The 26,371-nt window shown below is 63.5% G+C and carries 28 protein-coding genes; 12 read left to right on the top strand and 16 right to left on the bottom strand.

Going from position 1 to position 26,371, the window contains the following annotated elements:
• The first annotated feature begins 5 nt into the window (after positions 1-5).
• Entirely contained in the window at positions 6-809 is an 804-nt protein-coding gene (locus NKJ58_RS16460; RefSeq protein ID WP_023692036.1) for an HAD-IIB family hydrolase, read from the top strand.
• Between the two features lie 2 nt (positions 810-811).
• Positions 812-1,594, top strand: coding sequence for a DeoR/GlpR family DNA-binding transcription regulator (locus NKJ58_RS16455; protein ID WP_023686645.1), 783 nt, complete (start codon positions 812-814; stop codon positions 1,592-1,594).
• Between the two features lie 10 nt (positions 1,595-1,604).
• Here the strand turns inward: NKJ58_RS16455 and NKJ58_RS16450 are convergent, their stop codons facing one another.
• The 6 genes from NKJ58_RS16450 to NKJ58_RS16425 all read right to left on the bottom strand — a co-directional run bounded on the left by NKJ58_RS16450 (position 1,605) and on the right by NKJ58_RS16425 (position 7,659).
• Entirely contained in the window at positions 1,605-2,114 is a 510-nt protein-coding gene (locus NKJ58_RS16450; RefSeq protein ID WP_352498268.1) for an L-2-amino-thiazoline-4-carboxylic acid hydrolase, read from the bottom strand.
• Positions 2,111-2,896: an ATP-binding cassette domain-containing protein gene (locus NKJ58_RS16445; RefSeq protein WP_352498269.1), complete on the bottom strand. Its 786-nt coding sequence runs from the start codon at positions 2,894-2,896 to the stop codon at positions 2,111-2,113. The genes NKJ58_RS16450 and NKJ58_RS16445 overlap by 4 nt, the downstream gene beginning before the upstream one ends.
• Positions 2,893-3,894 (bottom strand): ABC transporter ATP-binding protein, encoded by a 1,002-nt coding sequence (locus tag NKJ58_RS16440; RefSeq protein ID WP_023804580.1) that lies wholly within the window; start codon positions 3,892-3,894, stop codon positions 2,893-2,895. Before NKJ58_RS16440 ends, NKJ58_RS16445 begins: the two co-directional genes overlap by 4 nt.
• Positions 3,891-4,721 (bottom strand): ABC transporter permease, encoded by an 831-nt coding sequence (locus tag NKJ58_RS16435; protein WP_352853454.1) that lies wholly within the window; start codon positions 4,719-4,721, stop codon positions 3,891-3,893. Before NKJ58_RS16435 ends, NKJ58_RS16440 begins: the two co-directional genes overlap by 4 nt.
• The gene (locus tag NKJ58_RS16430) at positions 4,718-5,704 is read right to left on the bottom strand and encodes an ABC transporter permease (protein ID WP_023826307.1); all 987 of its coding nucleotides are present in this window, start codon (positions 5,702-5,704) and stop codon (positions 4,718-4,720) included. The genes NKJ58_RS16435 and NKJ58_RS16430 overlap by 4 nt, the downstream gene beginning before the upstream one ends.
• 350 nt (positions 5,705-6,054) lie before the next feature.
• Positions 6,055-7,659: an ABC transporter substrate-binding protein gene (locus NKJ58_RS16425; protein WP_352666168.1), complete on the bottom strand. Its 1,605-nt coding sequence runs from the start codon at positions 7,657-7,659 to the stop codon at positions 6,055-6,057.
• Positions 7,660-8,022: 363 nt separating this feature from the next.
• Here NKJ58_RS16425 and NKJ58_RS16420 point away from each other — a divergent pair, with 363 nt between their 5' ends.
• The gene (locus NKJ58_RS16420) at positions 8,023-9,213 is read left to right on the top strand and encodes a M24 family metallopeptidase (RefSeq protein ID WP_352666166.1); all 1,191 of its coding nucleotides are present in this window, start codon (positions 8,023-8,025) and stop codon (positions 9,211-9,213) included.
• Between the two features lie 170 nt (positions 9,214-9,383).
• On the opposite strand, the gene NKJ58_RS16415 is transcribed toward NKJ58_RS16420, so the two are convergent.
• From NKJ58_RS16415 to NKJ58_RS16405, 3 genes are read right to left on the bottom strand one after another with little or no spacing between them, the layout of a single operon-like run.
• Positions 9,384-9,800, bottom strand: a complete 417-nt coding sequence (locus tag NKJ58_RS16415; RefSeq protein ID WP_023737504.1) for a cupin domain-containing protein — start codon at positions 9,798-9,800, stop codon at positions 9,384-9,386.
• A complete protein-coding gene (locus NKJ58_RS16410) occupies positions 9,797-10,660 on the bottom strand; it encodes a phosphoenolpyruvate hydrolase family protein (RefSeq protein WP_023754222.1) in 864 nt (287 codons plus the stop codon). Before NKJ58_RS16410 ends, NKJ58_RS16415 begins: the two co-directional genes overlap by 4 nt.
• 10 nt (positions 10,661-10,670) lie before the next feature.
• Positions 10,671-11,867 carry a Tm-1-like ATP-binding domain-containing protein gene (locus NKJ58_RS16405; protein WP_023754223.1) on the bottom strand — a complete coding sequence of 399 codons (1,197 nt, stop codon included), beginning with the start codon at positions 11,865-11,867 and terminating at the stop codon, positions 10,671-10,673.
• Positions 11,868-11,978: 111 nt separating this feature from the next.
• Between NKJ58_RS16405 and NKJ58_RS16400 the strand changes: the two genes are divergently transcribed.
• From NKJ58_RS16400 to NKJ58_RS16370, 7 genes are all read left to right on the top strand, one after another.
• The gene (locus tag NKJ58_RS16400) at positions 11,979-12,662 is read left to right on the top strand and encodes a TetR/AcrR family transcriptional regulator (protein ID WP_023704248.1); all 684 of its coding nucleotides are present in this window, start codon (positions 11,979-11,981) and stop codon (positions 12,660-12,662) included.
• Between the two features lie 360 nt (positions 12,663-13,022).
• Positions 13,023-14,339, top strand: a complete 1,317-nt coding sequence (locus NKJ58_RS16395) for an ABC transporter substrate-binding protein (protein ID WP_023682996.1) — start codon at positions 13,023-13,025, stop codon at positions 14,337-14,339.
• Between the two features lie 68 nt (positions 14,340-14,407).
• The gene (locus NKJ58_RS16390; protein ID WP_023682997.1) at positions 14,408-15,313 is read left to right on the top strand and encodes a carbohydrate ABC transporter permease; all 906 of its coding nucleotides are present in this window, start codon (positions 14,408-14,410) and stop codon (positions 15,311-15,313) included.
• A gap of 1 nt (position 15,314) precedes the next feature.
• Positions 15,315-16,274: a carbohydrate ABC transporter permease gene (locus NKJ58_RS16385; RefSeq protein ID WP_023682998.1), complete on the top strand. Its 960-nt coding sequence runs from the start codon at positions 15,315-15,317 to the stop codon at positions 16,272-16,274.
• Entirely contained in the window at positions 16,271-16,492 is a 222-nt protein-coding gene (locus tag NKJ58_RS16380; protein WP_023682999.1) for a hypothetical protein, read from the top strand. The genes NKJ58_RS16385 and NKJ58_RS16380 overlap by 4 nt, the downstream gene beginning before the upstream one ends.
• On the top strand, positions 16,489-17,592 hold the full coding sequence (locus NKJ58_RS16375) for an ABC transporter ATP-binding protein (RefSeq protein ID WP_023683000.1): 1,104 nt from the start codon (positions 16,489-16,491) through the stop codon (positions 17,590-17,592). Before NKJ58_RS16380 ends, NKJ58_RS16375 begins: the two co-directional genes overlap by 4 nt.
• Positions 17,592-18,677: an ABC transporter ATP-binding protein gene (locus tag NKJ58_RS16370; RefSeq protein WP_023683001.1), complete on the top strand. Its 1,086-nt coding sequence runs from the start codon at positions 17,592-17,594 to the stop codon at positions 18,675-18,677. Before NKJ58_RS16375 ends, NKJ58_RS16370 begins: the two co-directional genes overlap by 1 nt.
• A gap of 38 nt (positions 18,678-18,715) precedes the next feature.
• Here NKJ58_RS16370 and NKJ58_RS16365 read toward each other — a convergent pair whose 3' ends face one another.
• Positions 18,716-19,294, bottom strand: coding sequence for a TetR/AcrR family transcriptional regulator (locus NKJ58_RS16365; protein WP_023683002.1), 579 nt, complete (start codon positions 19,292-19,294; stop codon positions 18,716-18,718).
• Between the two features lie 93 nt (positions 19,295-19,387).
• On the opposite strand from NKJ58_RS16365, the gene NKJ58_RS16360 reads away from it, so the two are divergent.
• On the top strand, positions 19,388-20,296 hold the full coding sequence (locus tag NKJ58_RS16360; protein WP_023683003.1) for an SDR family oxidoreductase: 909 nt from the start codon (positions 19,388-19,390) through the stop codon (positions 20,294-20,296).
• 2 nt (positions 20,297-20,298) lie between these two features.
• On the opposite strand, the gene NKJ58_RS16355 is transcribed toward NKJ58_RS16360, so the two are convergent.
• Entirely contained in the window at positions 20,299-20,646 is a 348-nt protein-coding gene (locus tag NKJ58_RS16355) for a GFA family protein (protein ID WP_023683004.1), read from the bottom strand.
• A gap of 115 nt (positions 20,647-20,761) precedes the next feature.
• Here NKJ58_RS16355 and NKJ58_RS16350 point away from each other — a divergent pair, with 115 nt between their 5' ends.
• Positions 20,762-22,060 (top strand): amidase, encoded by a 1,299-nt coding sequence (locus tag NKJ58_RS16350; protein WP_023714139.1) that lies wholly within the window; start codon positions 20,762-20,764, stop codon positions 22,058-22,060.
• 3 nt (positions 22,061-22,063) lie between these two features.
• Here NKJ58_RS16350 and NKJ58_RS16345 read toward each other — a convergent pair whose 3' ends face one another.
• The 5 genes from NKJ58_RS16345 to NKJ58_RS16325 all read right to left on the bottom strand — a co-directional run bounded on the left by NKJ58_RS16345 (position 22,064) and on the right by NKJ58_RS16325 (position 26,342).
• A complete protein-coding gene (locus NKJ58_RS16345; protein WP_245263082.1) occupies positions 22,064-22,432 on the bottom strand; it encodes a PQQ-binding-like beta-propeller repeat protein in 369 nt (122 codons plus the stop codon).
• Positions 22,433-22,500: 68 nt separating this feature from the next.
• Positions 22,501-23,478, bottom strand: coding sequence for an NAD(P)-dependent oxidoreductase (locus NKJ58_RS16340; RefSeq protein ID WP_023683007.1), 978 nt, complete (start codon positions 23,476-23,478; stop codon positions 22,501-22,503).
• A gap of 78 nt (positions 23,479-23,556) precedes the next feature.
• A complete protein-coding gene (locus NKJ58_RS16335) occupies positions 23,557-24,273 on the bottom strand; it encodes a FadR/GntR family transcriptional regulator (RefSeq protein ID WP_023683008.1) in 717 nt (238 codons plus the stop codon).
• Positions 24,274-24,275: 2 nt separating this feature from the next.
• Positions 24,276-25,445 (bottom strand): mandelate racemase/muconate lactonizing enzyme family protein, encoded by a 1,170-nt coding sequence (locus NKJ58_RS16330; RefSeq protein ID WP_023683009.1) that lies wholly within the window; start codon positions 25,443-25,445, stop codon positions 24,276-24,278.
• Positions 25,446-25,454: 9 nt separating this feature from the next.
• Positions 25,455-26,342, bottom strand: coding sequence for a sugar phosphate isomerase/epimerase family protein (locus tag NKJ58_RS16325; protein ID WP_023683010.1), 888 nt, complete (start codon positions 26,340-26,342; stop codon positions 25,455-25,457).
• Positions 26,343-26,371 lie beyond the last annotated feature (29 nt).

Below are 26,371 nucleotides of genomic sequence, written 5' to 3'. Positions count from 1 at the left end.
GGGTGCTGCGTCCGCTTGCCGACTTCACCGCGCTAGACCGGCGCAACATCGCCGTCGTTCTGACCGATATCGACGACACCTTGACCGACAAGGGACGGCTGCCGGCAAAAGCCTATGCGGCGCTCGAGCGGCTGAAGCAGGCCGGCTTCCTTGTCGCGCCGGTGACCGGCCGCCCTGCCGGCTGGTGCGACCTGATCGCGCGGCAATGGCCGGTCGATGGCGTGATCGGCGAGAACGGCGCTTTCTATTTCCGCTATGACGGCACTGCCAAGCGCATCGTTCGTCACTATGCCAGGAGTGCCGGGGAAAGGCAGGCTGACGCGGCGCGCCTGCGCGAGATCGAACGCGCCGTGCTCGCGGAAATTCCGGGTGCGGCGGTCGCCGCTGACCAGGCCTATCGCGAAGCCGATTTGGCGATCGATTTTCGCGAGGATGTCGCGCCGCTGCCCAAATCTGAAGTGCTGAAGATCGTCGCTATCTTTCAGCGCTATGGAGCGGCGGCGAAAATCTCGTCCATCCATGTCAATGGCTGGTTCGGCAAATACGACAAACTGTCAACAAGCCGGCTATTCTTGCGCGACTGTTTTGGTATAGACATAGACCACGACAAGGACAGCATTGTCTTCGTCGGCGATAGTCCAAACGATGCGCCAATGTTCGGCTTCTTCCCCAACAGCGTCGGTGTCGCTAATGTGCTGGACTTCGCCGGCGAACTTCCGGCATCTCCTGCCTTCGTCACAAGCGGGCGCGGCGCGCAAGGGTTTGCCGAGCTTGCCGACGCACTGATTGCTGCAAAGGGAATGGAATAATCATGGATCAGGGCCGACTGACGAAGAAGGAGCGGCACGCGCTTATCCTTTCGGAAGTGCGCCGGTCGGCGTCCATCCGCATCTCCAAACTTGCACGGCGCATCGGCGTCGCCGGCGAGACCATCCGCCGCGATCTCATCGAACTCGGCGATGCCGGGCTGATCAACCGCACCTATGGCGGTGCGACGATCTCGCTGGTGACATCAGAGCCGGTGATTTCGGAGCGCGGCCTGACCCTGGTCGAGGAGCGCGCCCGCATCGGCCGCGGCGCAGCGGGCCTGGTCCAGAAGGGCCAGATCGTGATGATCGATGGCGGTTCGACCACTTATGAGGTGGCGCGCAACCTTTCGCAGCTGAAGCGCGACCTGACCATCATCACCAATTCCACCGGCGTGGCCTCGGTGGCCGGCGCCAATCCGACCTTCCGCGTGCTGCTTTGCCCCGGGACCTATGACAGCCGCGAAGGCAGCGTGCTTGGCGAAGACACCGTCGAGTTCCTGCGCCGCTACAATGCCGACGTCGCCATTATCGGGGCATCGGGGATAAGCGCCGATGGTCCGAGCGACATGATCTCGGGCGCCGCAGCCGTTAAACGCGCAATGATATCGCGTTCACTGTCGACGGTGCTGGTGGTGACCCACGACAAGTTTGGCCGCAGCAGTCTGGAACGCATCTGCGGGCTCGATGACATTGCCGATATCGTCACCGATAGCGAACCGAAGGCCGACCTGCGCACTGCTGCCGAACAGGCGGGCACGGAGCTGCATGTGTTTGCCGCCGACTGATCAGCATTGGCTATCCGGCGGCATCCCTGTTGGTCAGCGCGATGTGGCAGCAGCCGGGGCCGTGGCCCGGCGTCCAGGTGACATTGTCGAAGCGCACGCCCGTTGCCTCGAACAGACCACGGTCGAAAGCGCCGGCGATGCGGCAGAGCGTGGCGAGTTTTTCATCACCGACACCGGCCTCGACCCAGGCGTCCTTCAGCGGACAACGCTTCACCTTGAAGGCGATGTGGTCCGGCCCGCGCTCGACATCGGTCGGATACATCAGGCCGCCATCCGGGCTGACGGCCAAAAATGCCTCGCCGATGGCCGGCGCGTCGTTAGGTCCGAAACGGGCGAAGGCGGCCGCCGCCACCTCCTTGCCGCGCTGCTCGATGGTGCGGATCATGATCGCCTCGGCCTTTTCCGCGCCGAGTTCGCCGGTCAGCTCGTCGAGAAACAGACGGTAGAGATCGGCGCGGTTGCGGAAGGCGGAATCGAGTTCGCGCGAGAGTTTTTCGGCTCTGGCTTCTGGTTCGTTCATGGTACTTGCCTGCTGCTTCTGTCCAATCTTGGCGCCGCCGCAACCAGCGCCTTGCCGATTGCCGATTGCGGCGCGTCGACTACGTTGCGGGGGTCGCCGCTCTCGGCGATCCGCCCGGCGTTGAGAAGAACGACGCGGTGGGCGATGGCCCGTACGACGCCGAGATCATGCGAAATGAAGAGATAGGCGATCCGTTCCCTGGCTTGCAGGTCGAGCAGCAACTCAAGGATCTGTCCGCGGACCGAAACGTCGAGCGCCGACACCGCCTCGTCGAGCACGATCAGCGACGGTTTGGTCGCGATGGCTCGGGCGATGGCGACGCGCTGGCGCTGGCCGCCGGAGATTTCGTGAATGGCGCGCGGGGCGAGATCGGCTGCCAGCCCGACGCGATCCAGCAAGGCAGCAATGCGGGCCGGCCTCTCGGCGCGGGAAGCGATGGCATGGATGCGCAAGGGATCGTCAAGCACGCGAGCCACCGTGGCGCGCGGGTTGAACGCGGCGAGCGGATCCTGGAACACCATTTGCAGGCGCGCGCGCTTGGTGCGCAGGGCCGCACCCTTCAAGAGCAGAAAGTCATCGCCTTCGAACTGGACGGTGCCGGCGTCGGGCTCGATCAACCTAAGCACCAGCCGCGCGATCGTCGACTTGCCGCTGCCGGAGGGCCCGGCCAGCGCCAGCGTCTCGCCGGGTTCGATGGCGAAGGAGACACCGTCGACGGCCGCGATGGCCTTGCCGCCAAGACGGTATCGCTTGGTAAGACCGGAGACGGTGAGCAAGTTCATGCCGGCGCCCGTCGTAGCAGCGGATCGGCGTCGAGGCCGAGATGGGCGTTGAGCAGCGTTCGCGTATAGGCATGGCGCGGGGCGTTTATGATTTGCTCCGTCGGGCCGAGTTCGATCAGTTCGGCGTTCCGGAATACAGCGATACGCTCTGCGAGTTCGGCGGCCAGCGCGATGTCGTGGCTGATGAACAGCAGCGTCATGCCGTCCTCCGCCACCAGTTGCCGAATGAGGCTGACGATTTCGGCTTGCACAATGGTGTCCAGCGCGCTGGTCGCCTCATCGGCGATCAGCAGTTTCGGACCGGCTGCAATGGCCGCGGCAACAGCAACGCGCTGCTTCTGGCCGCCGGAGAGCTGGTGCGGGAAAGCACGCATGGCGGTTTGTGGGTCGGGCAGCCGGACACGTTGGAGCAGGGTTTTGGCTTTGGCGTAAGCTTGTGGCCAGTCGAGGCCGAGGTGGGTGCGGGCGACTTCGGCGATCTGTTTGCCGACGGTCATGACGGGGTCGAGGCTGGCGGAGGGGTCCTGGAAGACGAAACCAATGTCGCGACCGGGAAGGGGGAGCGTGCTGGGCTCGGTTAATTTGAGAGGTCGGCGTTCCGTCACACCCCCCTCTGTCCTGCCGGACATCTCCCCCGCAAGGGGGGAGATTGCTCTCTCATCTCCGCCTTCGCCAACCACGAACGTTGCAGAAGGGAAGCCGTCGGCAAAGCTGCTGATCTCCCCCCTTGCGGGGGAGATGTCCGGCAGGACAGAGGGGGGTGGGAAGGATCGCGGCGCCTGAAATTGCCACTTGACATGCCCTTCAATCTTGGCGCTCGCCGGCAGCAGTCCAGCCACCGCCAGCGCCAGCGTGCTCTTGCCCGAACCGCTTTCGCCAATGATCGCCAGCCGCTCGCCGGCAATAACATCCAGGCTGACCCCCTTCAGCGCCGTCACCTCGCTGCCATCTCGCCGATAGCGCACTGACAGATCGCGTATCTCAGCCAGTGCGGTCACGACAGGCTCCTCCGCACCGCCGTCGTTTCGACCACGCCTTCGCCGGTGAGATAGACGCCAAGCACGGTCAGCACCAAGGCGATGCCCGGAACGATCGACAGAAAGGGCGCGGTGCGCAGCACAGCGCGGCCCTCGGCGATCATGCCGCCCCAAGTGACGCGATTGGGGTCGCCGAGACCGAGGAAGGACAGCGCTGCCTCGGTGAGGATCGCGGCGGCCACGATCACCGAGGACAAGGCCAGCACCGGCGGCAACGCGTTGGGCAACACCTCGCGAAAAGCGATCTCAAGCGGATGCATGCCGATGACGCGAGCGCCGGCGACGTAATCGCGCTCGCGGATCGACAGCACTTCGGCGCGCGCTACACGCGCCGGTCCGGTCCAGGCGCCAAGCGCTATTGCCGTGACGACGACGCCGAGCGACGGCCCGACGACGCTGACGAAGGCCAGCGCCAGGAGAAAACTCGGCACGGTCTGGAAGGCATCGGTGATGCGCATCAGCCCCTCGTCCACAAGGCCGCCGGCAAAGCCGGCCAGCGTGCCGACGACCGCGCCGATGAAGAGTGCCGCCGCTGCCGCCGCCAGGCCGACCGCCAGCGAGGTGCGGGCGCCGTGGAACAGTTCGGCCAGCACGTCACGGCCGAGCCGGTCGGTGCCGAGCGGCAGCGACCAGTCCTGGAAGGGCGGCAGCAGTGCTGGTCCGGCAATGGCCTGCGGGTCGCCGGGGAAGAGCAGCGACGCAAACAGCGCCATGGCGAACAGAAGCGCCAGGATGATCGCGCCGGCGACCGCTTCCGGCCGGCGCAGGAACCGCGGCAGCGCGCTCACGCGCTGGCCTCGCCGGCGCCGACGCGCGGGTCGAGGAAGGCGTAGGCGATGTCGACGGCAAGGTTGACGGCAATGACGAGGACGGCGCTGGTGAGGATGATGCCGAGCAGCAGCGGCGTGTCGCGCGAAGCGACCGCTTCCTGCGCCAGCCGGCCGAGCCCGGGCACGGCAAAGACGCTTTCGATGACGACGCTGCCGCCCAGCATCTGCGCCGATTGCAGGCCGAGCATGGTGACCAGCGGCAAGAGCGCGTTGCGGGCGACATGGGCGAGCACGATGCGGCGGCGTGACAGCCCCCTGGCGCGGGCGGCGAGCACAAAATCCTGCCGCCACGCCTCGGCCATGCCGGCGCGCATCATGCGCAGATAGAGCGCGAGATAGATGAAGCCGAGCGCGGAAACCGGCAGGACGAGGTGGACGGCGATGTCGGTGGCGCGGTCAAAACCGGTCTTGTCCGAGGCCAGGCTCTCGATGCCGCCGATCGGCAGCCAGCGCAGGTCGACGGCAAAGACGACGATCAGCACCAGGCCAAGCCAGAAACCCGGCACGGCATAAAGCGCCAGCGAGCCGATCGACAGGAAGCAGTCGCGAAAGCTGCCGGGTCTGGCGCCGGCGTAGATGCCGAGCGCCGAGCCCAAACCGAAGGAGAGCGCGGTGGCGGTCACCATCAAGAGCAGTGTCGTCGGCAGGCGTTCCAGGATGACATCGCGAATTGGCCGCGAGAAGGTAACGGACTGGCCGAGGTCGAAATGCAGCAGCGCCCAGAGATAGTTCGCGAGCCGTGTCAGCTCGGACTGGTCGAGGCCCCAGCGATGACGCAGCAATTCGATCATGCCGGCGTCGCCGCCGGTCGAGACGATGTAGGCGTCGACCGCGTCACCGGGGGCGGCTTCCAGGAGGAGGAATGTGCCGATGATGACGATCAGCAGCACGAAGATGCTGCCGACGAGGCGACGGCGAATGAGGGTGAGGGCACGGGTCATGGCTGCCTTACCCTCCCCCTTGTGGGGAGGGTCGATCCGCGAAGCGGAGCGGGGTGGGGGTTCTCGTAGGGCGCGTGGGCCCCCCCCCGCCGGGGGGGGGGGGGGGGGGGGGGGGGGGCGGGCGCCGGGGGCCCCCCCCCCCCGGGGGGGGGGGGGGCGGCTTCGCGTAGGGCGCTACCCCCACCCCGTCGAGCGGCTGCCGCTGCGCAGCAACCGCTCGCCGACCCTCCCCACAAGGGGGAGGGTGAAGGTTGGCGCTATCCGGCAGGACAGAACAGAGGCGTGAAGGAACTCTCATCCCTGATGATGAGCATTCGTCCAACCGATGCGCAAGCATGCCGGGCTGATCGCTAGCCAGCCAGATAGGTGTCCGCCCAGTTCGACACCGCCCATCGCGGGTTGTTGGCGATGTTGCCCACGGTATCGCGCGCGACGCTGATGAAGCTCCATTCGGCGACGTTGATCAGCGGCAGGTCCGCCGCGACCTGTTTCTGGAATTCCTTGTAGAGGTCGGTGCGCGCTGACGTATCCAGCGTCTCCGAAGCCTTGGCGATCAGCGCGTCGAGCGCGGCGTTCTTGTAGCCGCCCTGGTTGGAGAACGGCACGCCGTCGGGAATGCCGCTCTGCACCAGGATGGTGGTCGAGATCGCCGGGTCGCCGCGGAACACCGGCGGGCCGACGGCGAGGTCGAAGGCGTGGTCGGTGTAGACGGCCTTGATGTGCGCGGCCGAGTCGTTGTTGACGATCACGGCGTCGATGCCGATTGCCGCCAGCGCCTGGCGCAGATAGTCGCCGAACTGCTTGGTCTCGTTGAAATAAGGTGCCGGCAGGAGTTTCAGCGCAAAACGCTTGCCGTCATCGGCGCGCTTGTACCCCGCGTCGTCGAGCAAGGCGTTGGCCTTGGCGACGTCGAATGGATAGATCGGCACGTCGGCAGTGTAGAATTGCGGATCGTTCTTCGGCACCGGGCCGGTGGCGGTGGCGGCATAGCCGAGGAACACCGTCTTGACGACGAAGTCCTTGTCGATGGCATGCGCGATCGCTTGGCGGACCTTCACGTCGGCCAGTTCCTTGCGGCGATGGTTGATCTCGACGACGAGCTGATAGGTCAGCCCCTCATAGCCCTTGGAGATCACCTTCAGGCCCGGCACCTTGGAGATGCGGTCGAGGTCGGCCAGCGGCACGGCGGAGAAGGCGGCGAGCTGGATCTCTTCGGCCTCGAGCGCCGCTGCAGCCGACGTGCGGTCGGGTAGCACCTGGTAGATGATCTCGTCGAGATACGGCTCGTCCTTGGCCCAGTAATCCGCATTCCTGGTCAGCTTGTAATACTGGCCGGCCTTGTATTCGCCGAACTTGAACGGCCCGGTGCCGATGGGTGCATTGTTGGCCGGGTTTTCCTCGATCTTGCCGACCTCGTAGATGTGCTTCGGAACCACGCTTGACAGCGCCGGCAGCGCGTTGCGGATCAGCTGGAACGGCGTTGGCTTGGCGAATTTGAACACGGCGGTCAGATCGTCAGGGGTGTCGACGCTGGCCAGATCCTTGAACACGGTGCGGCCGAGATTTTGCAGCGGTTTCCAGATCTGCAGCGCCGAGAAGGCGACGTCGGCCGAGGTGAACGGCTCGCCGTCATGCCATTTGACGCCCTCGCGTAGTTTGAACGTCACCGACAGGCCGTCGGCCGCGCCCTCCCAGCTGAGTGCCAGCCGCGGCTGGAGCCCGTCCTTGCCTTCGAACGAGGCTTCGGCCAGCGTTTCGACGATCTTGCTGGAGATGAAGAAGACGCCGTTGGAGGCGACGATGGCCGGATTGAGGTTGCGCGGCTCGGAATCGGCGGCAAGCACGAGGCGGCCGCCCTTCTTCGGCGTCTGCGCCCAGCTGAATGTGGGCATGGCGGTGGAGGCCAGCAGTAAAACTGAGCCGCCAAGCAGCGTGCGTCTGGAAATATCCGACATGATCAACCTCCGTCCTCTCCGCGACCAGATGGGCGCACCCCTCGAAGCTGGCGGCACCCGCCAGCATCCTCGCGGCGATTATGGCCCTTGCCAAGGGTTTCGCCAGAGACGGAATTGGCGCATCTTTGCTTGGCTTTGAAATTTTCGTCCGCTGGACCAGTTTAGAGGTGGCCCTTTCATTCTGGTGTTCTGGTAGGACCAGATTGCCTTAGTGTGCAGCAATGACGAGTGGTGACAGCCTGCCGAAGCAATCTAAACCTGTTTCTGGCTGGACCAGAGTTGACGAAATGGTGCAGATTTGATCGAAGCCAAGGGATTGGACGCAGTACGGCCGGCGATCCCACTGATATCAGGAAGAGAAAGATGAACATTGCCCCGGGCAAGAGCGCCGTCAGCAATATCCCGTTCGACCAGGCGAGGGTCGACCGGCTGATGGAAGAGGCCGGCATCGATGTTCTGCTCGCGACGTCCAAGCACAACACGCAGTATCTGCTCGGCGGCTACAAGTTCATCTTCTTTGCCGCCATGGATGCGATCGGCCATAGCCGTTACCTGCCTGTCGTCGTCTATGAAAAGGGCGGGCCCGATCATGCCGCCTATATCGGCAACCGCATGGAAGGCGCCGAGCACCAGAACAACCCATTCTGGACGCCGACGCTGCATGCCGCCTGCTGGGGCACGCTCGATGCTGCCAATCTTGCGGTTGAGCACATCAGCAAAATCGGCAAGGCAGGCGCCCGCATCGGCATCGAGCCGGCCTTCCTGCCGTCGGACGCCTATGCGCTGATCCGCATGGCGTTACCGGATGCCAGGCTGATCGACGCGACCGGCATGCTGGAGAGCATGCGCGCCATCAAGACGGACGCCGAGCTGGAAAAGCTGCGTATTGCCTCCGAGCTAATCACGGATTCCATGCTGGCGACCATCCAGTGGGCGCATGAAGGCACGACCAAGGCGGAGATCATCGAGCATCTGCGGCGCGAAGAAACCAATCGCGGCGCGCATTTCGAATATTGCCTGCTGACGTTGGGCGCCAGCCACAACCGCGCGGCGTCACCGCAGGCTTGGAAAAAGGGCGACGTGCTGTCGATCGATTCCGGCGGCAATTATCACGGCTATATTGGCGACCTCTGCCGCATGGGCATTCTGGGCGAACCGGATGCCGAACTGGAAGATCTGTTGGCCGAGGTCGAGACAGTGCAGCAGGCGGCGTTCTCGAAGGTGAGCGCAGGCACCGTCGGCGGCGATATGATTTCGCATGCCGAGGGCGTGCTGAAGGCCTCCAAGGTCGCGCCCTACACGGATTTCTTCGCCCACGGCATGGGGCTGATCACGCATGAGGCTCCGTTCCTGATGACCAACCATCCGGTGACCTATGAAGGCACCTATGCCGCCAAGCCGCTGGAGACAAACATGGTGCTGTCGGTGGAGACGACCATGCTTCACCCGACGCGGGGGTTCATCAAGTTGGAGGACACGTTGGCGGTGACGGATACGGGATATGTGATGTTTGGGGATCGGGCGCGGGGGTGGAATAGAGGTGGGATAGCCTAGCTCGGCGCTACCCCCTCACCCGGATTGCCATCCGAATTCCGAAGGGCAATTCGGGGCTATCCGACCTCTCCCCGAGGGGAGAGGAGTTTGCGCCGGCGCTGGCTTCTGCCTCTTCTCCCCTCGGGGAGAAGGTGGCCGCGAAGCGGCCGGATGAAGGGGGCCTTTCGCGATTACTTCCCCGCCGGGATCAGCCTGAAATCCGGCAGCTCCCGCAGCACCAGTTCGGGTCCAGCCGGCGAATAGACAACGAAGAGCTGCATCGGCCCATCGCCCGTGTTCAGCGTCGAATGGAAACGGCTTTCCGGCACATAGATGGTGCAGCCGGGGCCGACCTTGGCGACGACCGGATTGCCCTCCTCGTCCTCGACCATCTGCTCGCCATTGCCCGACATAACGAAGATGATCTCTTCCGCGCCGGGATGGTTGTGGCGCGTGTGTCCCTTGCCTGAGGGCAGGTCGACGACACCGCCGGAAAAGCGCTCAGCGCCATTCACTTCAGGCGCCACCGTCAGCGACAGCTTGCCCCAGTCAAAGCCGAAGGCGCTCACGTCCTTCGGGTATACGAATACCTTGCTCTTGTCGGTCATGATCTCATCCCCTTCTTTTTCTTCTGGTCGTGCAGCATGACGGCCTTGAAATCCGCCGTCTGCCTGGCGATCGCGGCTTCAGCCGGCAGCCGTTCCATCGAACTCGCGCCATAAAAGCCGTGCAGGCCCTTGCAGCGGTCGAGGATGTAGCGGGCATCATCCGGCATCGAGATCGGCCCGCCATGGCAAAGCAGGATGACATCCTTGCGCACCGAGCGCGCCGCGTTGGCGATGGCGTCGATCTCGACCACGCAGTCGTCGAGCGACTTGGCCGACGTCGCGCCGATCGAGCCGCCTGTCGTCACCCCCATATGGGCGACGACAATGTCGGCGCCGGCTTTTGTCATGGCGCGCGCCTCGTCGGGGTTGAAGACATAGGGCGTGGTCAGAAGATCGAGCTTGTGCGCCTCGGCGATCATGTCGACCTCCAGCCCGAACCCCATGCCGGTTTCCTCAAAACTCTGGCGCATGCTGCCATCGAACAGGCCGATGGTCGGGAAATTCTGCACGCCTGAAAAGCCCATCGTCTTCAGCTCGGCAAGCAGCAACGGCATGATGACGAAGGGATCGGTGCCGTTGACACCGGCCAGCACCGGCGTCTTTTTGACCACCGGCAGCACCTCATAGGCCATTTCCTTGACGATCTCATTGGCGTTGCCATAGGCGAGCAGGCCGGCAGCCGAGCCGCGCCCGGCCATGCGGTAGCGGCCGGAATTGTAGATGATGATGAGGTCGATGCCGCCGGCTTCCTCGGCCTTGGCCGACAGGCCGGTGCCGGCGCCGCCCCCGACGATGGGCACGCCGTCGGCGATCATCGCCTTGAACTTCTTCAATATGTCCTTGCGCGGTATTGCGGGCATTTGTTGGCTCTCACTGTCTGGCGATGTCGAGGAAGGCCGCGGTTGCGGCTTTGGCAAATTCCGGATCGTTGATGTGCAACGGCAGGCGTGTGACCCGGCGTGTGGCGCTCGGCCTGATGGTGCGCTCGATGGCACCGAACAGCACGGCGTCGGCTTCGGGGTCGAAGAAGGCGCCGCCCTCGATATCGAGTGCCGAGACACCTTTTTCGGGGATCAGGAAATGCACAGGGCCCTCGCAGCGAGCGAGCCTGGTGCCGATCCACTCGCCTATACCGCGGCATTCGTCCACCGTGGTGCGCATCAGTGTGACGTTGGGATTGTGCTCGTAGAACAGCCGGCCCCTAAACTTCTCGGGAATGGTCGGCGGCGCCCAGAAATTGACCATGTCCAGCGCGCCGACCGAGCCTACATAGGGCAGCTTGGTGCGGGCGATGGCGCCGAAGCGGTCCTCCGTCGCCGGCAGCACGCCGCCGAACAGCAGGTCGCAGACTTCCGTCGTGGTGATGTCGATGACGCCGGCGAGCAGGCCCGAGTCCGCGAGCTTCTCCATCGAGCGGCCGCCGGTGCCGGTGGCGTGGAAAACCATGCAGTCATAGTTGGCGCGCAACTGATCCGCGATGGCGGTCACGCAAGGCGTGGTGACGCCGAACATGGTGAGCCCGAGTGCCGGCTTGCCGGTGGCAGTCGGCGCCGGCCTGGCGGCCATGCCAGCGATTGCCTGCGCCGCATTGTGCAGCACGACGCGTGACAGCCGGTTCAGTCCCGCCATATCGGTGACCGATGGCATCATGATGATGTCGGAGACGTCGACATAGGGCGCGGTGTCGCCGGAGGCGAGCGTCGAGACCATGATCTTGGGCAGCCCAAGCGGCAGCGCGCGCATGCCGGCAGTGATGATCGACGTGCCGCCGCCGCCGCCAATGCCGATCACGCCTGATATGTCGTCGCGCGACTGAATGAAATTTGTGAAGGCGGCGCTCATGCCGGCCACTGCCGTGCCGCGATCATCGATGCCGAGCACGCCACTGGCTCCACCCGGATGATGCGCCGCGACCTCGCTGGCCGGGATATCGACCGGCACCGTGGCACCGCGCGTTCCGATGTCGACGCGGGCAACCGAACTGCCGGTGGCGGCAATAGCATCGGCCAGGAAGGCAAGTTCCTCGCCCTTGGTGTCGGCTGTGCCCACCACGTAGATGCGCTTCATCGCGTTTCTCCCGTCACCGGCCGACCGGCGCCGGGCCGCCTGTCGCCCTTTGCCGGCCTTTCGGTGGGCAAAGGTCATTGCAATTTTTTGAGACGCGCGTATCGTATTGACATGGAAGTCTCACGTCAACAAGCCGCTGGGAACGACGACGCCAACGAGGCTGCAGAACGCGGCCCACGGGCCCGCACAAAACGGCTGATGCTGAAGACGGCGACGCGGCTGATGCAGGCGGGCGTCACCCCGTCGGTCAGCGAAGTCGCGGAGGCGGCGCAAGTGTCGCGCGCCACCGCCTATCGCTATTTCCCCAGCCAGGCAGCCCTGGTGCAGGCGGTGGTCGACGAGGGGCTTGGGCCGATCCTGACCTGGCAATCGACGTCCACCGATGCCGGGCGGCGCGTTGCCGAATTGTTCGATACCGCCATGCCGCGCATCGAAGCTTTCGAGGCAACTTTCAAGGCAGCGCTGAAACTGTCGCTCGACCAATGGGCGCAGCGGCAGGCGGGCACGCTGGGCGGCGAGCCGCAATTCACGCGCGGACATCGCGTCCAGCTGCTGAAGGATGCCATCGCACCGCTCAAGGGCCGGCTGCCGCCGCGCGAGTTCAAGCGCCTGGCGCAGGCGCTGTCGATGATGTTCGGCGTCGAAGTGCTGATCGTGCTGAAGGATATATGGGGGCTCGATAGCCGCGGCATGCGGTCGGTCGCGCAATGGGCGGCGGGCGCCCTTGTGCGCGCCGCGGTGGCGGAATCAACGGCTGAAATCGATGCGGCCCCGACGGCGGCATTGGCGAAATAGCGCCAATCTGGTTCGACCAGATTTGGATGCCCACTATTGATGTTAACCGGGATGGCAGTGCCGAAACAAGGCTCTCCTATATCAACGAGTAGGAAAATTCAGGGAAAACAGTCGGATACATGAAAAATCCGGTTATACAAGGTCCGGTGGTGATCCAAGAAAGAGCTTGACGGCTATCCAAAATTGGTAATACCAGATCAGGACAGAAAAAGCGGATCGAAAGTGAGAGCTGCGATCCATTTTCCGGCAAAGCGAGGAGGCTTGGAACCGGAAAGGTGCGATCTCGGGAGGAACTACCAGGGCCGGCTTCACCGCCGGCTCTCATGACAAGGTAGAATGCGCACAAGGGAGGAAATCATTATGCGCAAGACAATGACCAGCCTGCTTGCTGGTATCGGCTTAGTACTTGCCTGCGGAACGTCCGTCTACGCGCAGGACAAGGAGCTCACCATCTTTTGGGCGGAATGGGATCCGGCCAACTACCTGCAGGAACTCGGCAACGAGTACGAGAAGGAAACCGGCGTCAAGATCACGGTGGAAACCACGCCCTGGTCCGACTTCCAGACCAAGGCTTTCACCGAGTTCAACGCCCATGGCGACGCCTATGATATGGTCGTCGGCGACTCGCAATGGCTCGGCGCCGGCTCGACCGGCGGCCACTATGTCGACCTGACCGACTTCTTCAACAAGCACAAGCTTGGCGAAGTGATGGCGCCGGCAACGGTGAAATATTACGCCGAGTATCCGGGCGGCAGCAGCAAGTACTGGGCGATCCCGCTCGAAGGCGACGCTGTCGGCTGGTCCTATCGCAAGGACTGGTTCGAGGACCCGAAGGAAAAGGAAGCCTTCAAGGCCAAATACGGCTACGATCTCGACGTGCCGAAGGATTTCAAGGCGCTGCGCGACATCGCGGAGTTCTTCTATCGGCCGGATCAGAAGCGATACGGCATCGCCATCTACACCGACAATTCCTATGACGCGATGGCGATGGGCTTCGAAAACGCGCTGTTCTCCTTCGGCGGCGAACTGGGTGACTACAAGACCTACAAGGTCGACGGTTTCATCAACTCCGACAAGGCAATCGCCGCACTCGACGCCTACAAGGAACTCTACACGTTCACGCCTCCGGGCTGGGCCAAGTCGTTCTTCGTCGAGGACAACCAGGCGATCACCGAAAACCTGGCCGCGATGAGCATGAACTACTTCGCGTTCTTCCCCTCGCTGATCAACGAGGCGTCGAACCCGAACGCCAAGAACACCGGCTTCTTCGCCAATCCTCCAGGCCCGAACGGCGATCAGTTCGCCGCACTCGGCGGTCAGGGCATCTCCATCGTCTCCTACTCCAAGAAGCAGGAAGAGGCGACGAAGTTCCTTGAATGGTTCATCAAGGACGAGACCCAGAAGAAGTGGGCAGCGCTCGGCGGCTACACCTGCAGCGCCGCCGTGCTCAAGTCGGACGAATTCCAGAACGCCACGCCGTACAACAAGGCCTTCTACGAGACCATGTTCAAGGTGAAGGACTTCTGGGCGGTGCCGGAATATGCCGAGCTGCTGCAGCAGCTCAACCAGCGCGTCTATCCCTACATGATCGGCGGCGAAGGCACCGCCAAGGAAACGCTGGACGCGCTCGCAGGCGACTGGAACGCGACGTTCAAGAAATACGGCCGCGGCCAATAAGCAGCTTTTCTCGCGGAGGAGGCATCCGTGCCTCCTCCGTTCTTTTTTTCCGAAACGGGAGCAGGGTCTTGGCGACCACGATGATCACCACGCTGGACACTTCCTCGCGGGCCGCTGCACGCGGCTTGAGCGACATGTCGATCCGCAACCTCTTCATAATCCCGACGATCCTGTTCCTGATCGTCTTCAATATTTTCCCACTGATCTATTCGCTGGGCTATTCCTTCACCGATTTCCGCGCGTCGACCAACGCGCCGGCGAATTTCGTCGGGCTGCAGAATTATCGCGATCTGCTCAACGATCCCTATGTCTGGTCCAACTTCGCCATCACCGCGAAGTACGTCATCATCTCGGTCGCGGGTCAGCTGCTCGTCGGCTTCGGCGTGGCCATGCTGCTCAACCGGGATATTCCCCTCAAGGGTCTCATCACAACGCTGCTGCTGCTGCCGATGATGCTGTCGATGGCCGTCGTCGGTCTGTTCTGGAAACTGCTCTATGATCCGTCATGGGGGGTCATCAACTATGCGCTTGGCCTCGGCAATTTCGAGTGGCTGGCCGATCCCAAGATGGCGCTCTATGCGGTTGCGCTGACCGACATCTGGATGTGGTCGCCCTTCGTCATGCTTTTGTCGCTGGCCGGCCTTTCGGCGGTGCCGAAGCATCTCTACGAAGCAGCGGCGATTGACCGCGCCGGACCGTTCTACACCTTCTTCCGCATCACGCTGCCGCTGGTCGCGCCGATCCTGATGATCGCGGTCATCTTCCGCACCATGGAAGCGTTCAAGACCTTCGACCTCGCCTATATCCTGACCAGCCAGCCGACGGCCGAGCTGATCTCTATCCGGCTGTACAAGATGGCGTTCCAGGAATGGCAGACCGGGCGCTCCTGCGCGCTCGCCTACATCGTGCTGATCATGGTGCTGGCCATCACCAACATCTACGTCAAGTACCTCAACAAGGTGAAGGAGCGCTGAGATGGCCGCCGTCCGCACTTCTTCCGAAATAGGCTTCAATCGCGTCGCCATCGTCGCCGTCCTTTTGGTGACGATCATCTTCCTGGCGCCGATCTACTGGATCGCCTCGACGGCGTTCAAGCCGCGCAATCTTGCCACGACCATCCCGCCGACGGTGGTGTTCCAGCCCGAGATATCGCCGTTCGTCAAGCTGTTCACCAAGCGCTCGCAGATGCGCAACCCGCCGTCGCCGGAAGAGTATGCGGCGGCACCCTGGTGGGAACGTGTCGTGTTTGACGGCGGTGAAAAGATCGTGCGCGACGGCAAGGGCCAGGTGCAATGGTCCGGCTATCCGAGCCGCTTCATGAACTCGCTGATCATCGCCATCACCTCGACGGTGCTGGCTGTCGGCATGGGTACCTTCACCGCCTACGGCTTCTCGCGCTTCAAGGTGAAGGGGGAGGCGGATCTGCTCTTCTTCATCCTGTCGACGCGCATGCTGCCGCCGGTGGTGGTCGCGATCCCGATGTTCCTGATGTACCGGGCCGTCGGCCTCAACGATTCCCATATCGGGCTGATCATCCTTTATACCGCCTTCAACCTGTCCTTTTCGGTGTGGCTGATGAAGGGGTTCATGGACGAGATCCCGAAGGAGTATGAAGAGGCAGCGCTAGTCGACGGCTACACCCGCATGGAAGCCTTCTTCAAGATCGTGCTGCCGGAGGCCGCCACCGGCATCGCCGCGACCGCGGTTTTCTGCTTCATCACGGCGTGGAACGAGTATGCCTTCGCGCTGATCATGACCAACCGCCGCGCCCAGACGGCGCCGCCCTTCATCCCCAGCCAGGTCGGCGCCGGCCTGCCCGACTGGACGGTGATCGCCGCCGGAACCTTCCTGTTCCTGCTGCCGGTCGCAATCTTCACCTTCCTGCTCCGCAACCATTTGCTGCGCGGCATGTCCTTCGGAGCGATCCGCAAATGAGCTTTCGAGCCATCAACCAGAAATATCTCGAACCGGGGTCTCAGGTGCTGATGGTCCTCGGCATCAACGCGCTTTGCCAGCCGTGGAACCTGCTGCTGCACAGCTATGGCGTGACCATCATCCTGATCGGCTTGATCGGCTTCAACATCACCTCGAAGATCGCGCCGGCGGAGAAGGCCGGTACCGGCCAGGTGCGCAATCCGGGAGCAGAGCATTGACCCAGATTGAGCTTCGCGGCGTCCAGAAATTCTTCGGTGCGGTCCAGGTCATCAAGGACCTCAACCTCAAGATCGACGACAACGAGTTCATCGTGCTGCTCGGTCAGTCGGGTTGCGGCAAGACGACGACATTGAGGGCGGTTGCCGGGCTGGAGACGATCGACGGCGGTGACATCCTCATCGACGGCAAGCCGGTGCAACACCTCAAGGCCGCCGACCGCGACATCGCCATGGTGTTCCAGTCGTTCTCGCTCTACCCGCATATGAGCGTCTATGAGAACATTGCTTTTCCCTTGCGCGCGACGCGCAAGAGCAAGGCCGAGATCGATAGCGAGGTGCGCTCGGTCGCCAAGACGCTGCAGATCACGGAACTGCTGGCCAAGAAGCCGTCGGCGCTGTCGGGCGGCGACATGCAGCGTGTGGCCATCGGCCGGGCTCTGGTGCGGCGGCCGAAGGCGATGCTGATGGACGAGCCGATCGGCGCCCTCGACGCCAAGCTGCGCGAAGAGATGCGGGCCGAGATCAAGCGGCTGCACATCAAACAGGGCTCGACCACCATCTATGTCACGCACGACCAGATCGAGGCGATGAGCCTCGCCGACCGCATCGTGATCATGCATGAGGGCGTGCTGCAGCAGGTCGGTTCGCCCGACGAGGTCTATTCGCATCCGGCCAATCTGTTCGTGGCGCAGTTCGTCGGCAGCCCGGTGATGAACGTCGCCGATGCGGCGATCGCCGAGACCGCATCGGCGGCCTCGGTCACCGTCGGTGGCGCTGCCGCCGGCTTCGAATTTCCGCGCACGCTTTTGTCCAAGCTCAACGGCCATGCCGGCGGCCAGCTGGCGCTCGGCATCCGGCCCGAAGGCGTGCTGGTGCGCCATGAAGCGGCGGAGGGTTTCTTGCCGGTCGAGACACAGATCGTCGAGCCGCTCGGCTCGTTCGACATTGTCGATCTCAAGGTCGGCTCCAAGATGCTGCGCGCGCGCACCAAGAGCGGCTTCGTCGGCGGCCCGGGCGAAAAGGTCTTCGCCAGGATCGATCCGACGCAGGCACATTTCTTCGACACGGCAAGCGGCAAGTCGCTTGAGGTGAGGCTCTGATGGCTCATATCCAGCTCAAGAATATTTCCAAGAGCTTCGGCAACCACACCGCACTGGCCGGGCTCGATCTCGAGATCGCCGATGGCGAGTTCTTCGTGCTGCTCGGCGAGACCGGCGCCGGCAAGACGACGACGCTGCGCATGATCGCGGGTCTGGAAAAGCCGACCGAGGGTCAGGTGTTCATCGACGGCGTCGACGTCGCCGACTGGGGTGCGGCCGAGCGCGACGTGGCGCTCGTGCTGCAGCAATATTCGCTCTATCCGCGCTATACGGTCCGCGAAAATCTCGAATTTCCCCTGAAGCCGAAGATACGTCGGCTGCCGGATGCCGAGATCAAGGACCGTGTTGCGCGGGCGGCCAAGACACTGCGGATCGAGCATCTGCTCGACAGAAAGACTGACCGCCTTTCAGGCGGCGAAATGCAGCGCGTCTCGATCGGGCGCGCCATCGTGCGCAAGCCGCGCGTGTTCCTGATGGATGAACCGCTGTCGGCGCTCGACGCCAAACTGCGCGAGGCGCTGCGCACGGAACTGAAGAACCTGCAGATCCAGCTTGGCGCCACCTTCCTGTTCGTCACCCACGACCAGATCGAGGCGATGTCGATGGGCGACAAGGTGGGCGTGCTCAACCATGGCCGCATCATCCAGACCGGCACGCCGCACGAGATCTATAACAATCCGCGCGATACCTATGTGGCGAGCTTCGTCGGCTCGCCGCCGATGAACCTGATCGATGGCAAGCTGGTCAACGGCCGCGCGGTGATGGCGCCGCTGAATTTCGAACTGCCTTTCTCTGGGGGTGCCAAGGCGGGCGGTGCGACCGACGGTCGCCCGCTCGTCTTCGGTATTCGACCTGAGGATGTGTATCTTGAAAGCGGTGCGCCGGTCGAGGCACGCGTCCACGATGTCGAGAACCATGGCGTGGAAAAGATCCTGACTCTGCGGGTCGGCGACACGACGCTGCGCGCCACGGTGCCGGCCAGAACCGATGTCCAGATCGAGCAGCCGGTGCGCTTTGCCTGGAATCAGGACAAGGTGGTGCTGTTCGACAAGGGCAGCGGCGTGAGCTTGCGGCACGCCAGCTAATTTAGACTACATCCACTCCCAGCTTGCGCAGCGGCCCATCACGGTTTTCGGGCCGCTGTCTTGGTGATGGCTGCAACGAAGCACTTGAGGCTTTCCTCGACATAGGTGGCCACCTCGATCGTCGGGTCAAAACTCCACCACAGCAGTGAGCCCTGCCAATGCGATGCCATCAGCAGGCCGATGTCGCGCGGGGTGTCGGGCGTTCCGGCCAAGCAAGCCGCAAGGGCCTCGCTCAGGAACGCTTTCCAGGCGGCGCCTCGCGCCCTGAGCACGGGGTCGCGCAGATCCTCGCGCAGGACGAGCAGGCCCTCGGCGTAGGCTTCGATGCCGCCGTAGCCCTGCGACAGCCCCACCAGCAATTCGATCGCGCCGGCCGGCGTTTTGGGAACGGTGGCTGCGAGTTCCCTCGTCTTGGCATCGAGGCCATCCCACGCTTGCAGCAAGGTGCGCTGCTTCAGCTGCGCCTTGTTGCCGAAACGCTGCACCAGTGTCGCGCCCGAGAGGCCGCAGGCCTTTGCCAGCCGCTCGAAGGTGAGCGCCTCGGGGCCTTGATCGTGAATCAATCGCAGCGCGGCTTCCAGCACCTGCTCGTCGGATGTGGTTTTTGGTCGCGTCATCTTGACATCCAGATATAACCGAATGATCATTTATATCTGATGTGAGCGGCGAAGGCCAGCTGGATTAATCATTGTTTAGTTTGGGAGCGTACCATGACATTGCAGGGAAAAGTCGCTTTGGTCGCCGGCGCCACGCGTGGCGCAGGGCGGGGAATCGCGGTTGAGCTCGGTGCCGCCGGCGCCACCGTCTATGTCACGGGGCGCACCACACGCAGCCAGCAATCCGACTATGCCCGGCCCGAAACCATCGAGGAGACGGCGGAGCTGGTTTCTTCGCATGGCGGCAAGGGCATTGCCGTGCAAGTCGATCATATGGTGACTGATGATGTGCGCAGTCTGGTCGAGCGCATCCGGGCCGAACAGGGTCGGCTCGACATTCTGGTCAACGATGTCTGGGGCGGCGAAAAGCTGTTCGAGTGGAATAAGCCGGTCTGGGACCACAATCTAGAAAACGGCCTGCGCCTGTTGCGGCTCGGCATCGACACGCATCTGATCACCGCGCATCATGCGCTGCCGCTGATGATCGAGCGGCCGGGCGGGCTGCTGGTCGAGGTCACTGACGGCACCGCCGAGTACAATGCCGATCACTATCGGCTGTCGCCGTTCTACGATCTCGCCAAGGTCGCGGTGAACCGCATGGCATGGGCACACGCCAAAGATCTTGCTGCGCATGGCGCCACCTCGGTGTCGCTGACGCCCGGCTGGCTTCGTTCCGAAATGATGCTGGAGGCGTTTGGCGTCACTGAAGACAATTGGCGCGACGCCACCGCCAACGTGCCGCATTTCGTCATTTCCGAAACGCCGCGCTTTGTCGGCCGCGCGGTCGCGTCGCTTGCGGCGGATCCGGATCGTGCGCGCTGGAACGGCCAGTCGCTGTCCAGCGGTGGGTTGGCGCAGATTTATGGTTTTACCGATCTCGACGGCTCACGCCCGGACGCCTGGCGCTATGTTCCGGAGGTACAGAACGCCGGCAAACCTGCCGATGCCGCGGGTTACCGGTAAGCTTAGACCGAGCGGCCATCGAAGTCGAAAATCGACAGACCGGCAGCATCAATATCCGCAACGCAGTTAAGGTTGACGTAGGCGCTGCGTTGGTTGCCCTGACTGACATCCTCGGCGAAGGGATGGATGCCGCAGGTCCGGCAGAAGCGATGCGCCAATACGTGATTGTTGAACGTATAGGTGCCGAGATCATCGCCCCATGCGAGCACCTTCAGGCTGTCATGCGGGATGGCGCATAACAGCACGCCCTTGCGCCTGCACATCGAACAATTGCACCGCACGGCGCCGGTCAGTTCGGCTTTGAATTCGAACGCTACCTTGCCGCAGTGGCAGCTGCCTTTGTATAGCATCAGTCCCTTCCTATCGCTGGCAGGTGCAAAGGCACGCTGGCCGGGGTATCCCTTTCGCAGGCCAAACCGGCGCCTGCCTTAAAGACGCTCCACCTTGACGGAATCCCACATCGACATGCAATCAATCCGCGACCGTCTCGAAATCATCCTGTCACGTCTTGCCAATCGTGAGGCGGACGAGAAGGTCTACACCAAACTCTATGCCGAAGCCGCGCGCGCCGCGGCCGATGCCAGCGACGCCCGCAAACGGGCCGGCGTGTCGCTTGGGCCGCTCGACGGCACCATCGTCTCGATCAAGGATCTGTTCGATGTCGCCGGCGAGCCGACCACGGCCGGTTCGCTGATGCTGAGGAACACCGCGCCTCGTCGACACGATGCGGCAATCGTCAGCCGTCTGCGCCAAGCTGGCACGGTCATCATCGGGATGACCAACATGACCGAATTCGCCTTCACCGCCATCGGCGACAACATGCACTACGGCACACCGGGCAATGCCGCCGACGCCAGCCGCATCCCGGGCGGCTCGTCGTCCGGCGCCGGTGTGTCCGTGGGCGAGGGGACGAGCGACATCGCCATCGGCTCCGACACGGGCGGCTCGGTGCGCATCCCGGCATCGCTGAACGGTGTCGTCGGTTTCAAGCCGACGGCGCGGCGCGTGCCTTTGACCGGCGCCTATCCCTTGTCGGCGACGCTGGATTCGATCGGGCCGCTGGCACGCAGCGTTGCCGAATGTGCGCTTGCTGACGCCGCGATGGCCGGCGAGCAGATGCCGCAACTGCACCTGCCGTTAGCGCTTGCCGGGCTTCGTGTCGGCATTCCGCGCGGCCTGCTTTTCGAAGACACGGAAACGGAGGTTGCCGCCGCGTTCGATCGCAGCCTTGCCGGGATCGAGCAGGCAGGCGCGTGGCTGACGGACATTTCGATCGACGACCTCATTGCCGATCTGCGCCTGGCCACCAAACGCGGCTCGATCGCGGCCATGGAAGGTGCTGAAATCCATGCCGACTGGCTGGCGACGGGCGCATCGGTGCCGGTCGATCCCCATGTCAGCGGGCCGCTGTCGCGGGCGGCGGCCATACCGACGCCGGTTTATATCAGGGCAATGCGTCGTCGCGCGGCACTGTGCATAGCCATGGACGAGCGCTTGGGTTCGGTCGATGTGCTGGCTCTGCCGACCACGCCGGTGACAGCGCCGACTATCGTTTCGATGGCCGAGGATACGGCTCTGCGTGAACGCACCGAAGGTCTGCTGCTGCGCAACACGCAGGTCGCCAACCAGTTCGACCTCTGCGCGATCTCGCTGCCGATGCCCGGCATGACGCTGCCGGCCGGGCTGATGCTGGTGGCGCGCAATGGCCATGACCACCATCTGCTGCGCATCGCGGCTGAAATCGAGCGGCTGCTTGGTCGGTAATAGTCAACCCGACGAGCAGTGCTTGCGTTCGCTGTCCTTGGCGGTGCGCAGGATGCCCGTCGCGAACAATGTCGGCACGTCGTGCTGCTTGCCGTTGAAGCTGTGTGGCCGGTTCTCGATTGTTCCTGTGACAACGAGCTTGCCGGCATAGAGCTTGTCGGAAAGGTCAAGCGCCTTGTCCTGCTGCGGCAAACCGTCGATGTCGACCCACACACCCTTGACGACCTTTCCGGTGGCGAGGTCGAGCGCGCTGGTAGAAGGGCAGGGCGCCATCACGCAGCGCAGGCCGTTGTCGCAAGGCACGTAGCTGCTTTCGGCCTGAGCCTCGGCTGGCGGCACGCTTGTACCGGCAATCAGAAGAAGAACTCTCACGACGCTCTTGACCATGTCGGCGAAGGTCGACGGCAAATCCGCGAAAATTGAGGCGGCTCGCAGAAACGTCAGTCGGCAGGAAACCGCCGGCGGTAATGCTCGACCACGTCGGGATTGCGCAGATTGACAGGCAGCCGGTTGGCCAGCACCAGCAAGGTCTCGCCGGCAGCACCCACCCCCATGCGCATCATCGATTGCTCGGTGATCCCCGCCATATGCGGGGTGACGATGACATTGTCGAAACCGAAATAGGGATGGTTTGCCGGCAGCGGCTGCGTGGCAAAGACGTCGAGTGCGGCGCCGCCGATCCGGTCTTGGCGCAAGGCCTCGATCAGCGCCTCGTCATCGATCACCGGCCCGCGCGAAATGTTGATCAAAAGCGCGTCCGGCTTCATGCGGGCGATGCGTTCGCGGCTGATCAGGCCGCGCGTTTCCGGCGTCAGCGGGCAGCAGAGCACGATGATGTCGCTCTGTTCGATCAGCGCATCGATCGACAGGAAGCCGATCCTGTCGGGTGCCGGCTGCATGCTGCGGGTCGTCGCCACGACGTCGAGGCCAAAGCCGTGCGCGGCGATATGGGCGACTGCCTGACCGATGGCGCCGAAGCCGATGATGCCGATGGTCTTGCCGGCAAGCTCGCTGGCATGGCTGGCGTGGTCGCGGCCGGCATTCCAGCCCTTGGCGCGCAAGTCGCGGTCGACCGAACGGAAGCGCCGAAGCAGGGCAAGGGCCGCGAACATCACATATTCAGCGACCGAACGCGCATTGACCGCCGGCACGTTGGCGACCAGCACGCCGGCCGCGGCCGCGGCCTCCATCGGCACCATGTCGAGCCCGGCGCCGTGGCGGACCGCGGCTCTGAGTTTCGTGGCGTTTTCGAACAGCGACGGCGGCAGCGGTGCGCGAACGATGATGACGTCGGCATGCTTCGCCTCGGCGGTCAGCGTTGCCGCATCGAGCGCTGAGGCGACGACGAGTTCACCGGCGCCCGCCAGCATTGCGGAGGCACGCGGATGCAGCGTGTGCGTCGACAGGATTCTGGGCATGGGGCTCTCGTGTTTGTCGCAAGGGAAAGCGCTGCGCGCTTCCCGGGAAAACCGTTTCACACTTTTCCTGGAATTGCTCTAGGCTTTCTCAAATGCCAGGCTTTGCGCTTGCGCCTCGCGGCCCTCGATGATCCCCTTCCAGTAGCTTTCCGCGCCTTGCAGGTGGGCGCTCATCAGCGCCTGGGCGAGATTGCCGTCGCGACGCAGCAGCGCCTCGTAGATCTGGATATGCTCGGCATGCGAGCGCACTGAGCGCTCGGGATCGTTGAAGTAGATCGGCAGCCGCTGCTCGCCCATCAGGTAATAGACGCTGCAGATATTGTGGAAGACGCCGTTCTTGGTCGCCCGCACGATTTCGAGGTGGAATTCGCGGTCTTCCTTGGCGAGGCCTTCGCCGGCGGCGATGCACTCCTCCGAGGCTTTCAGGATCTCCCGCAGGCGTTCGAAATTCTCTTCAGTGGCACGCGAACAGGCAAGTTCGGCGGCCTTGATCTCGTGGATCTTGCGCAGTTCGACGGTCTCGTAGATCTGCACCGGATCGAGCGGCAGGCCCGCGCGGGCGAAAAGAGCCAAGGCTTCTACACTGGCCTGCCTGGTGTCGACATAGATGCCGGATTTGGCGCGGCGCTCGACGATGCGCATGGCCTCCAGAATGGCCAGCGCCTCGCGGATCTGGCCGCGGCTGACACCGAAATGCTCCGCCAGCTCGCGCTCCGAGGGCGTGCGGCCGCTCTCCTTGTCCGAATGGGCGAACAGATAGGCGGCGAGTTCGGCGAGAAGGTTCTTTTCTTTCATCGTCAACCGCGTTGCGCGTGCGCCTCCAGGAACCGCTCCGAAATGGTGAATCCCAGACCCGGCTTTTCAGGGATCGCTATCATACCGTCCCTTGCTTCGACAGTCTCTTCGATAAGATCGTGGATCATCGGGTTGGCGCCGAGCGAATATTCGACGGTAAAACTGGCAGGCGAGGCCGCACAAACATGCAGGCCGGCGAAGAAGCATGGCGCGCCGGCCCACAGATGCGGGGCAAAGCGCAGATTGAAGGCACTGGCGATGGTGCCGATCTTCATCGCCTCGCTGATACCGCCGCAAAAGGCCGGATCCGGCTGGAAGATGTCGGCGGATTTCAGCACCGCGAGATCGCGGAAGGCGTAGCGCGTCGCTTCGCTTTCGCCGGTGGCGATCGGGATCGAACCCGAGGCGCGCACCTCGGCCATACCAGCCTTGTCGTCGGCGATAACAGGCTCCTCGAACCAGGCGAGGTCGAGATCGCTGGCCAGGCTGATGAAGCGCTTGGCCTCGGCCACCGTATAGGTGCCGTGCGCGTCGACCATCAACTCGACGTCAGGACCGAGCGCCTGCCGTGCGGCGCGGACGCGGGCGGCGGAAATGTGCGGGGCGCCGTCCATGGCGCCGACGCGCATCTTCAGCGCCTTGAAGCCGCCTTTGGCGATGTAGGATTTGAGCTGCTCGCCGATAGCGTCGGCGGCAGCCCAGCCGCCGGAGGCGTAGGCCGGCATGCGGTCGAGCTTGCGGCCGCCGATGAGCCGCCACACCGGCTGTCCCAACGACTTGCCCAGAATATCCCAGAGCGCGATATCGACGGCGCTGATTGCCGCAATGCTCATGCCGCGCCGCGCCAGCTGCGGCATGGCATGGCCGGCGCGCGCGGCACTGTCATGGCGCACGCCGTTGTAGAGCATCTCCCAGATCATGCCGATGTCGGCGGGGTCGCGGCCGATCAGCTGCGGCCCGACCTCGTGATTCAGCATGTAGACCAGCGCACCATAGCTGCCGGCGCTGCCGGCGGCGTTCTTGCCCTCGCCCCAGCCGATCAGCCCGTCGTCAGTCTCAATGCGCAGGATGGCGGCGTCGAACGTCGTCACCTGGCCAAAGTCGCTGCGATGCTGCTTCGCGGCCTCAATCGGCACGCGGACCCACCACGCCTGGACCGTTTTGATGCGCATCCCGATCGGCTACTTGATTAGCGGCAGCAGCGTTTCGGCCGTGATGCGCATCTGGTCGGTGTAGAATTTCTCCGTCAGCACGCTGGAGCCGTGATCCTGGATGAACTTCAGCTGTTCGGGAGAAATGTCGACCGGATTGCGCTCGACCATGTCGGGATAGGGCGCGGCGGGTGTGCGGTCGACTGGCGCGACAAATTCGTTCGTCAGCGCGCCGTCATAGCCGACTTCCTTCAGCGTCTGCACGATCCGTGGCCAATCAATCTGGCCAAGGCCGGCGGCAAAGCGGTTGTTGTCGGCGACGTGGAAGTCGAACAGCCGTTTGCCGACCTGACGGATCGCGTCATGGACGTTAAATTCTTCCATATGGATGTGATAGGCGTCGAGGCAGACGCCGCATTCGGGGCTGACCGCATCGGCCAGGGCCAACGCCTGCGCGCCGCGGTTGAACAGATAGGTCTCGAAGCGGTTGAGCGGCTCGACCGCGATCTTGACGCCGACCTTCCTGGCATGGGTGAAGCATTCGCGGGTGGCGTCGACCACCCACTTCCATTCCTCTTCCTCGGTGCCGTCCGGCACCACTTTGCCGACGGTCGCGGGCACCAGCGTTATGATCTCGCCATCAAGTTCGCTGACCATGGTCAGCACGTCCTTGACGTACTGCACCGAGCGTTCGCGCTGGCCCTGGTCCCTGGCGGCAAGGTTGCGTTCGCCCAGCATCAGCGTCACCGACCCCCAGCAGCGGATGCCGTATTCTTTCAGCAGCGCGCGGGTCTCCTTGGTCTTGTATTGCTCGGGCTCGCCGGAAATCTCGATCGACTCGTAGCCGAATTTCTTGATGCGCTTCAGCGTCACCTCCAACGGTTCCGCGCGCATCCAGTTGTGCGTCGAAAGATGCATGGTCTATCCTTCCCAGAATTCGTCTGTGC

The sequence above is a fragment of the Mesorhizobium sp. M0139 genome, assembly GCF_040322455.1.
GTDB lineage: Bacteria > Pseudomonadota > Alphaproteobacteria > Rhizobiales > Rhizobiaceae > Mesorhizobium.
Note: the sequence above shows the minus strand (reverse complement) of the source record. Positions and strands in the feature narration are given on the sequence as shown.

Coding starts and splice junctions, on each gene's coding strand:
- NKJ58_RS16455 (WP_023686645.1), top strand. CDS start 812: ATGGATCAGGGCCGACTGACGAAGAAGGAGCGGCACGCGCTTATCCTT.
- NKJ58_RS16450 (WP_352498268.1), bottom strand. CDS start 2,114: ATGAACGAACCAGAAGCCAGAGCCGAAAAACTCTCGCGCGAACTCGAT.
- NKJ58_RS16445 (WP_352498269.1), bottom strand. CDS start 2,896: ATGAACTTGCTCACCGTCTCCGGTCTTACCAAGCGATACCGTCTTGGC.
- NKJ58_RS16430 (WP_023826307.1), bottom strand. CDS start 5,704: ATGACCCGTGCCCTCACCCTCATTCGCCGTCGCCTCGTCGGCAGCATC.
- NKJ58_RS16425 (WP_352666168.1), bottom strand. CDS start 7,659: ATGTCGGATATTTCCAGACGCACGCTGCTTGGCGGCTCAGTTTTACTG.
- NKJ58_RS16420 (WP_352666166.1), top strand. CDS start 8,023: ATGAACATTGCCCCGGGCAAGAGCGCCGTCAGCAATATCCCGTTCGAC.
- NKJ58_RS16415 (WP_023737504.1), bottom strand. CDS start 9,800: ATGACCGACAAGAGCAAGGTATTCGTATACCCGAAGGACGTGAGCGCC.
- NKJ58_RS16410 (WP_023754222.1), bottom strand. CDS start 10,660: ATGCCCGCAATACCGCGCAAGGACATATTGAAGAAGTTCAAGGCGATG.
- NKJ58_RS16405 (WP_023754223.1), bottom strand. CDS start 11,867: ATGAAGCGCATCTACGTGGTGGGCACAGCCGACACCAAGGGCGAGGAA.
- NKJ58_RS16400 (WP_023704248.1), top strand. CDS start 11,979: ATGGAAGTCTCACGTCAACAAGCCGCTGGGAACGACGACGCCAACGAG.
- NKJ58_RS16395 (WP_023682996.1), top strand. CDS start 13,023: ATGCGCAAGACAATGACCAGCCTGCTTGCTGGTATCGGCTTAGTACTT.
- NKJ58_RS16385 (WP_023682998.1), top strand. CDS start 15,315: ATGGCCGCCGTCCGCACTTCTTCCGAAATAGGCTTCAATCGCGTCGCC.
- NKJ58_RS16380 (WP_023682999.1), top strand. CDS start 16,271: ATGAGCTTTCGAGCCATCAACCAGAAATATCTCGAACCGGGGTCTCAG.
- NKJ58_RS16370 (WP_023683001.1), top strand. CDS start 17,592: ATGGCTCATATCCAGCTCAAGAATATTTCCAAGAGCTTCGGCAACCAC.
- NKJ58_RS16365 (WP_023683002.1), bottom strand. CDS start 19,294: ATGACGCGACCAAAAACCACATCCGACGAGCAGGTGCTGGAAGCCGCG.
- NKJ58_RS16360 (WP_023683003.1), top strand. CDS start 19,388: ATGACATTGCAGGGAAAAGTCGCTTTGGTCGCCGGCGCCACGCGTGGC.
- NKJ58_RS16355 (WP_023683004.1), bottom strand. CDS start 20,646: ATGCTATACAAAGGCAGCTGCCACTGCGGCAAGGTAGCGTTCGAATTC.
- NKJ58_RS16350 (WP_023714139.1), top strand. CDS start 20,762: ATGCAATCAATCCGCGACCGTCTCGAAATCATCCTGTCACGTCTTGCC.
- NKJ58_RS16340 (WP_023683007.1), bottom strand. CDS start 23,478: ATGCCCAGAATCCTGTCGACGCACACGCTGCATCCGCGTGCCTCCGCA.
- NKJ58_RS16335 (WP_023683008.1), bottom strand. CDS start 24,273: ATGAAAGAAAAGAACCTTCTCGCCGAACTCGCCGCCTATCTGTTCGCC.
- NKJ58_RS16330 (WP_023683009.1), bottom strand. CDS start 25,445: ATGCGCATCAAAACGGTCCAGGCGTGGTGGGTCCGCGTGCCGATTGAG.
- NKJ58_RS16325 (WP_023683010.1), bottom strand. CDS start 26,342: ATGCATCTTTCGACGCACAACTGGATGCGCGCGGAACCGTTGGAGGTG.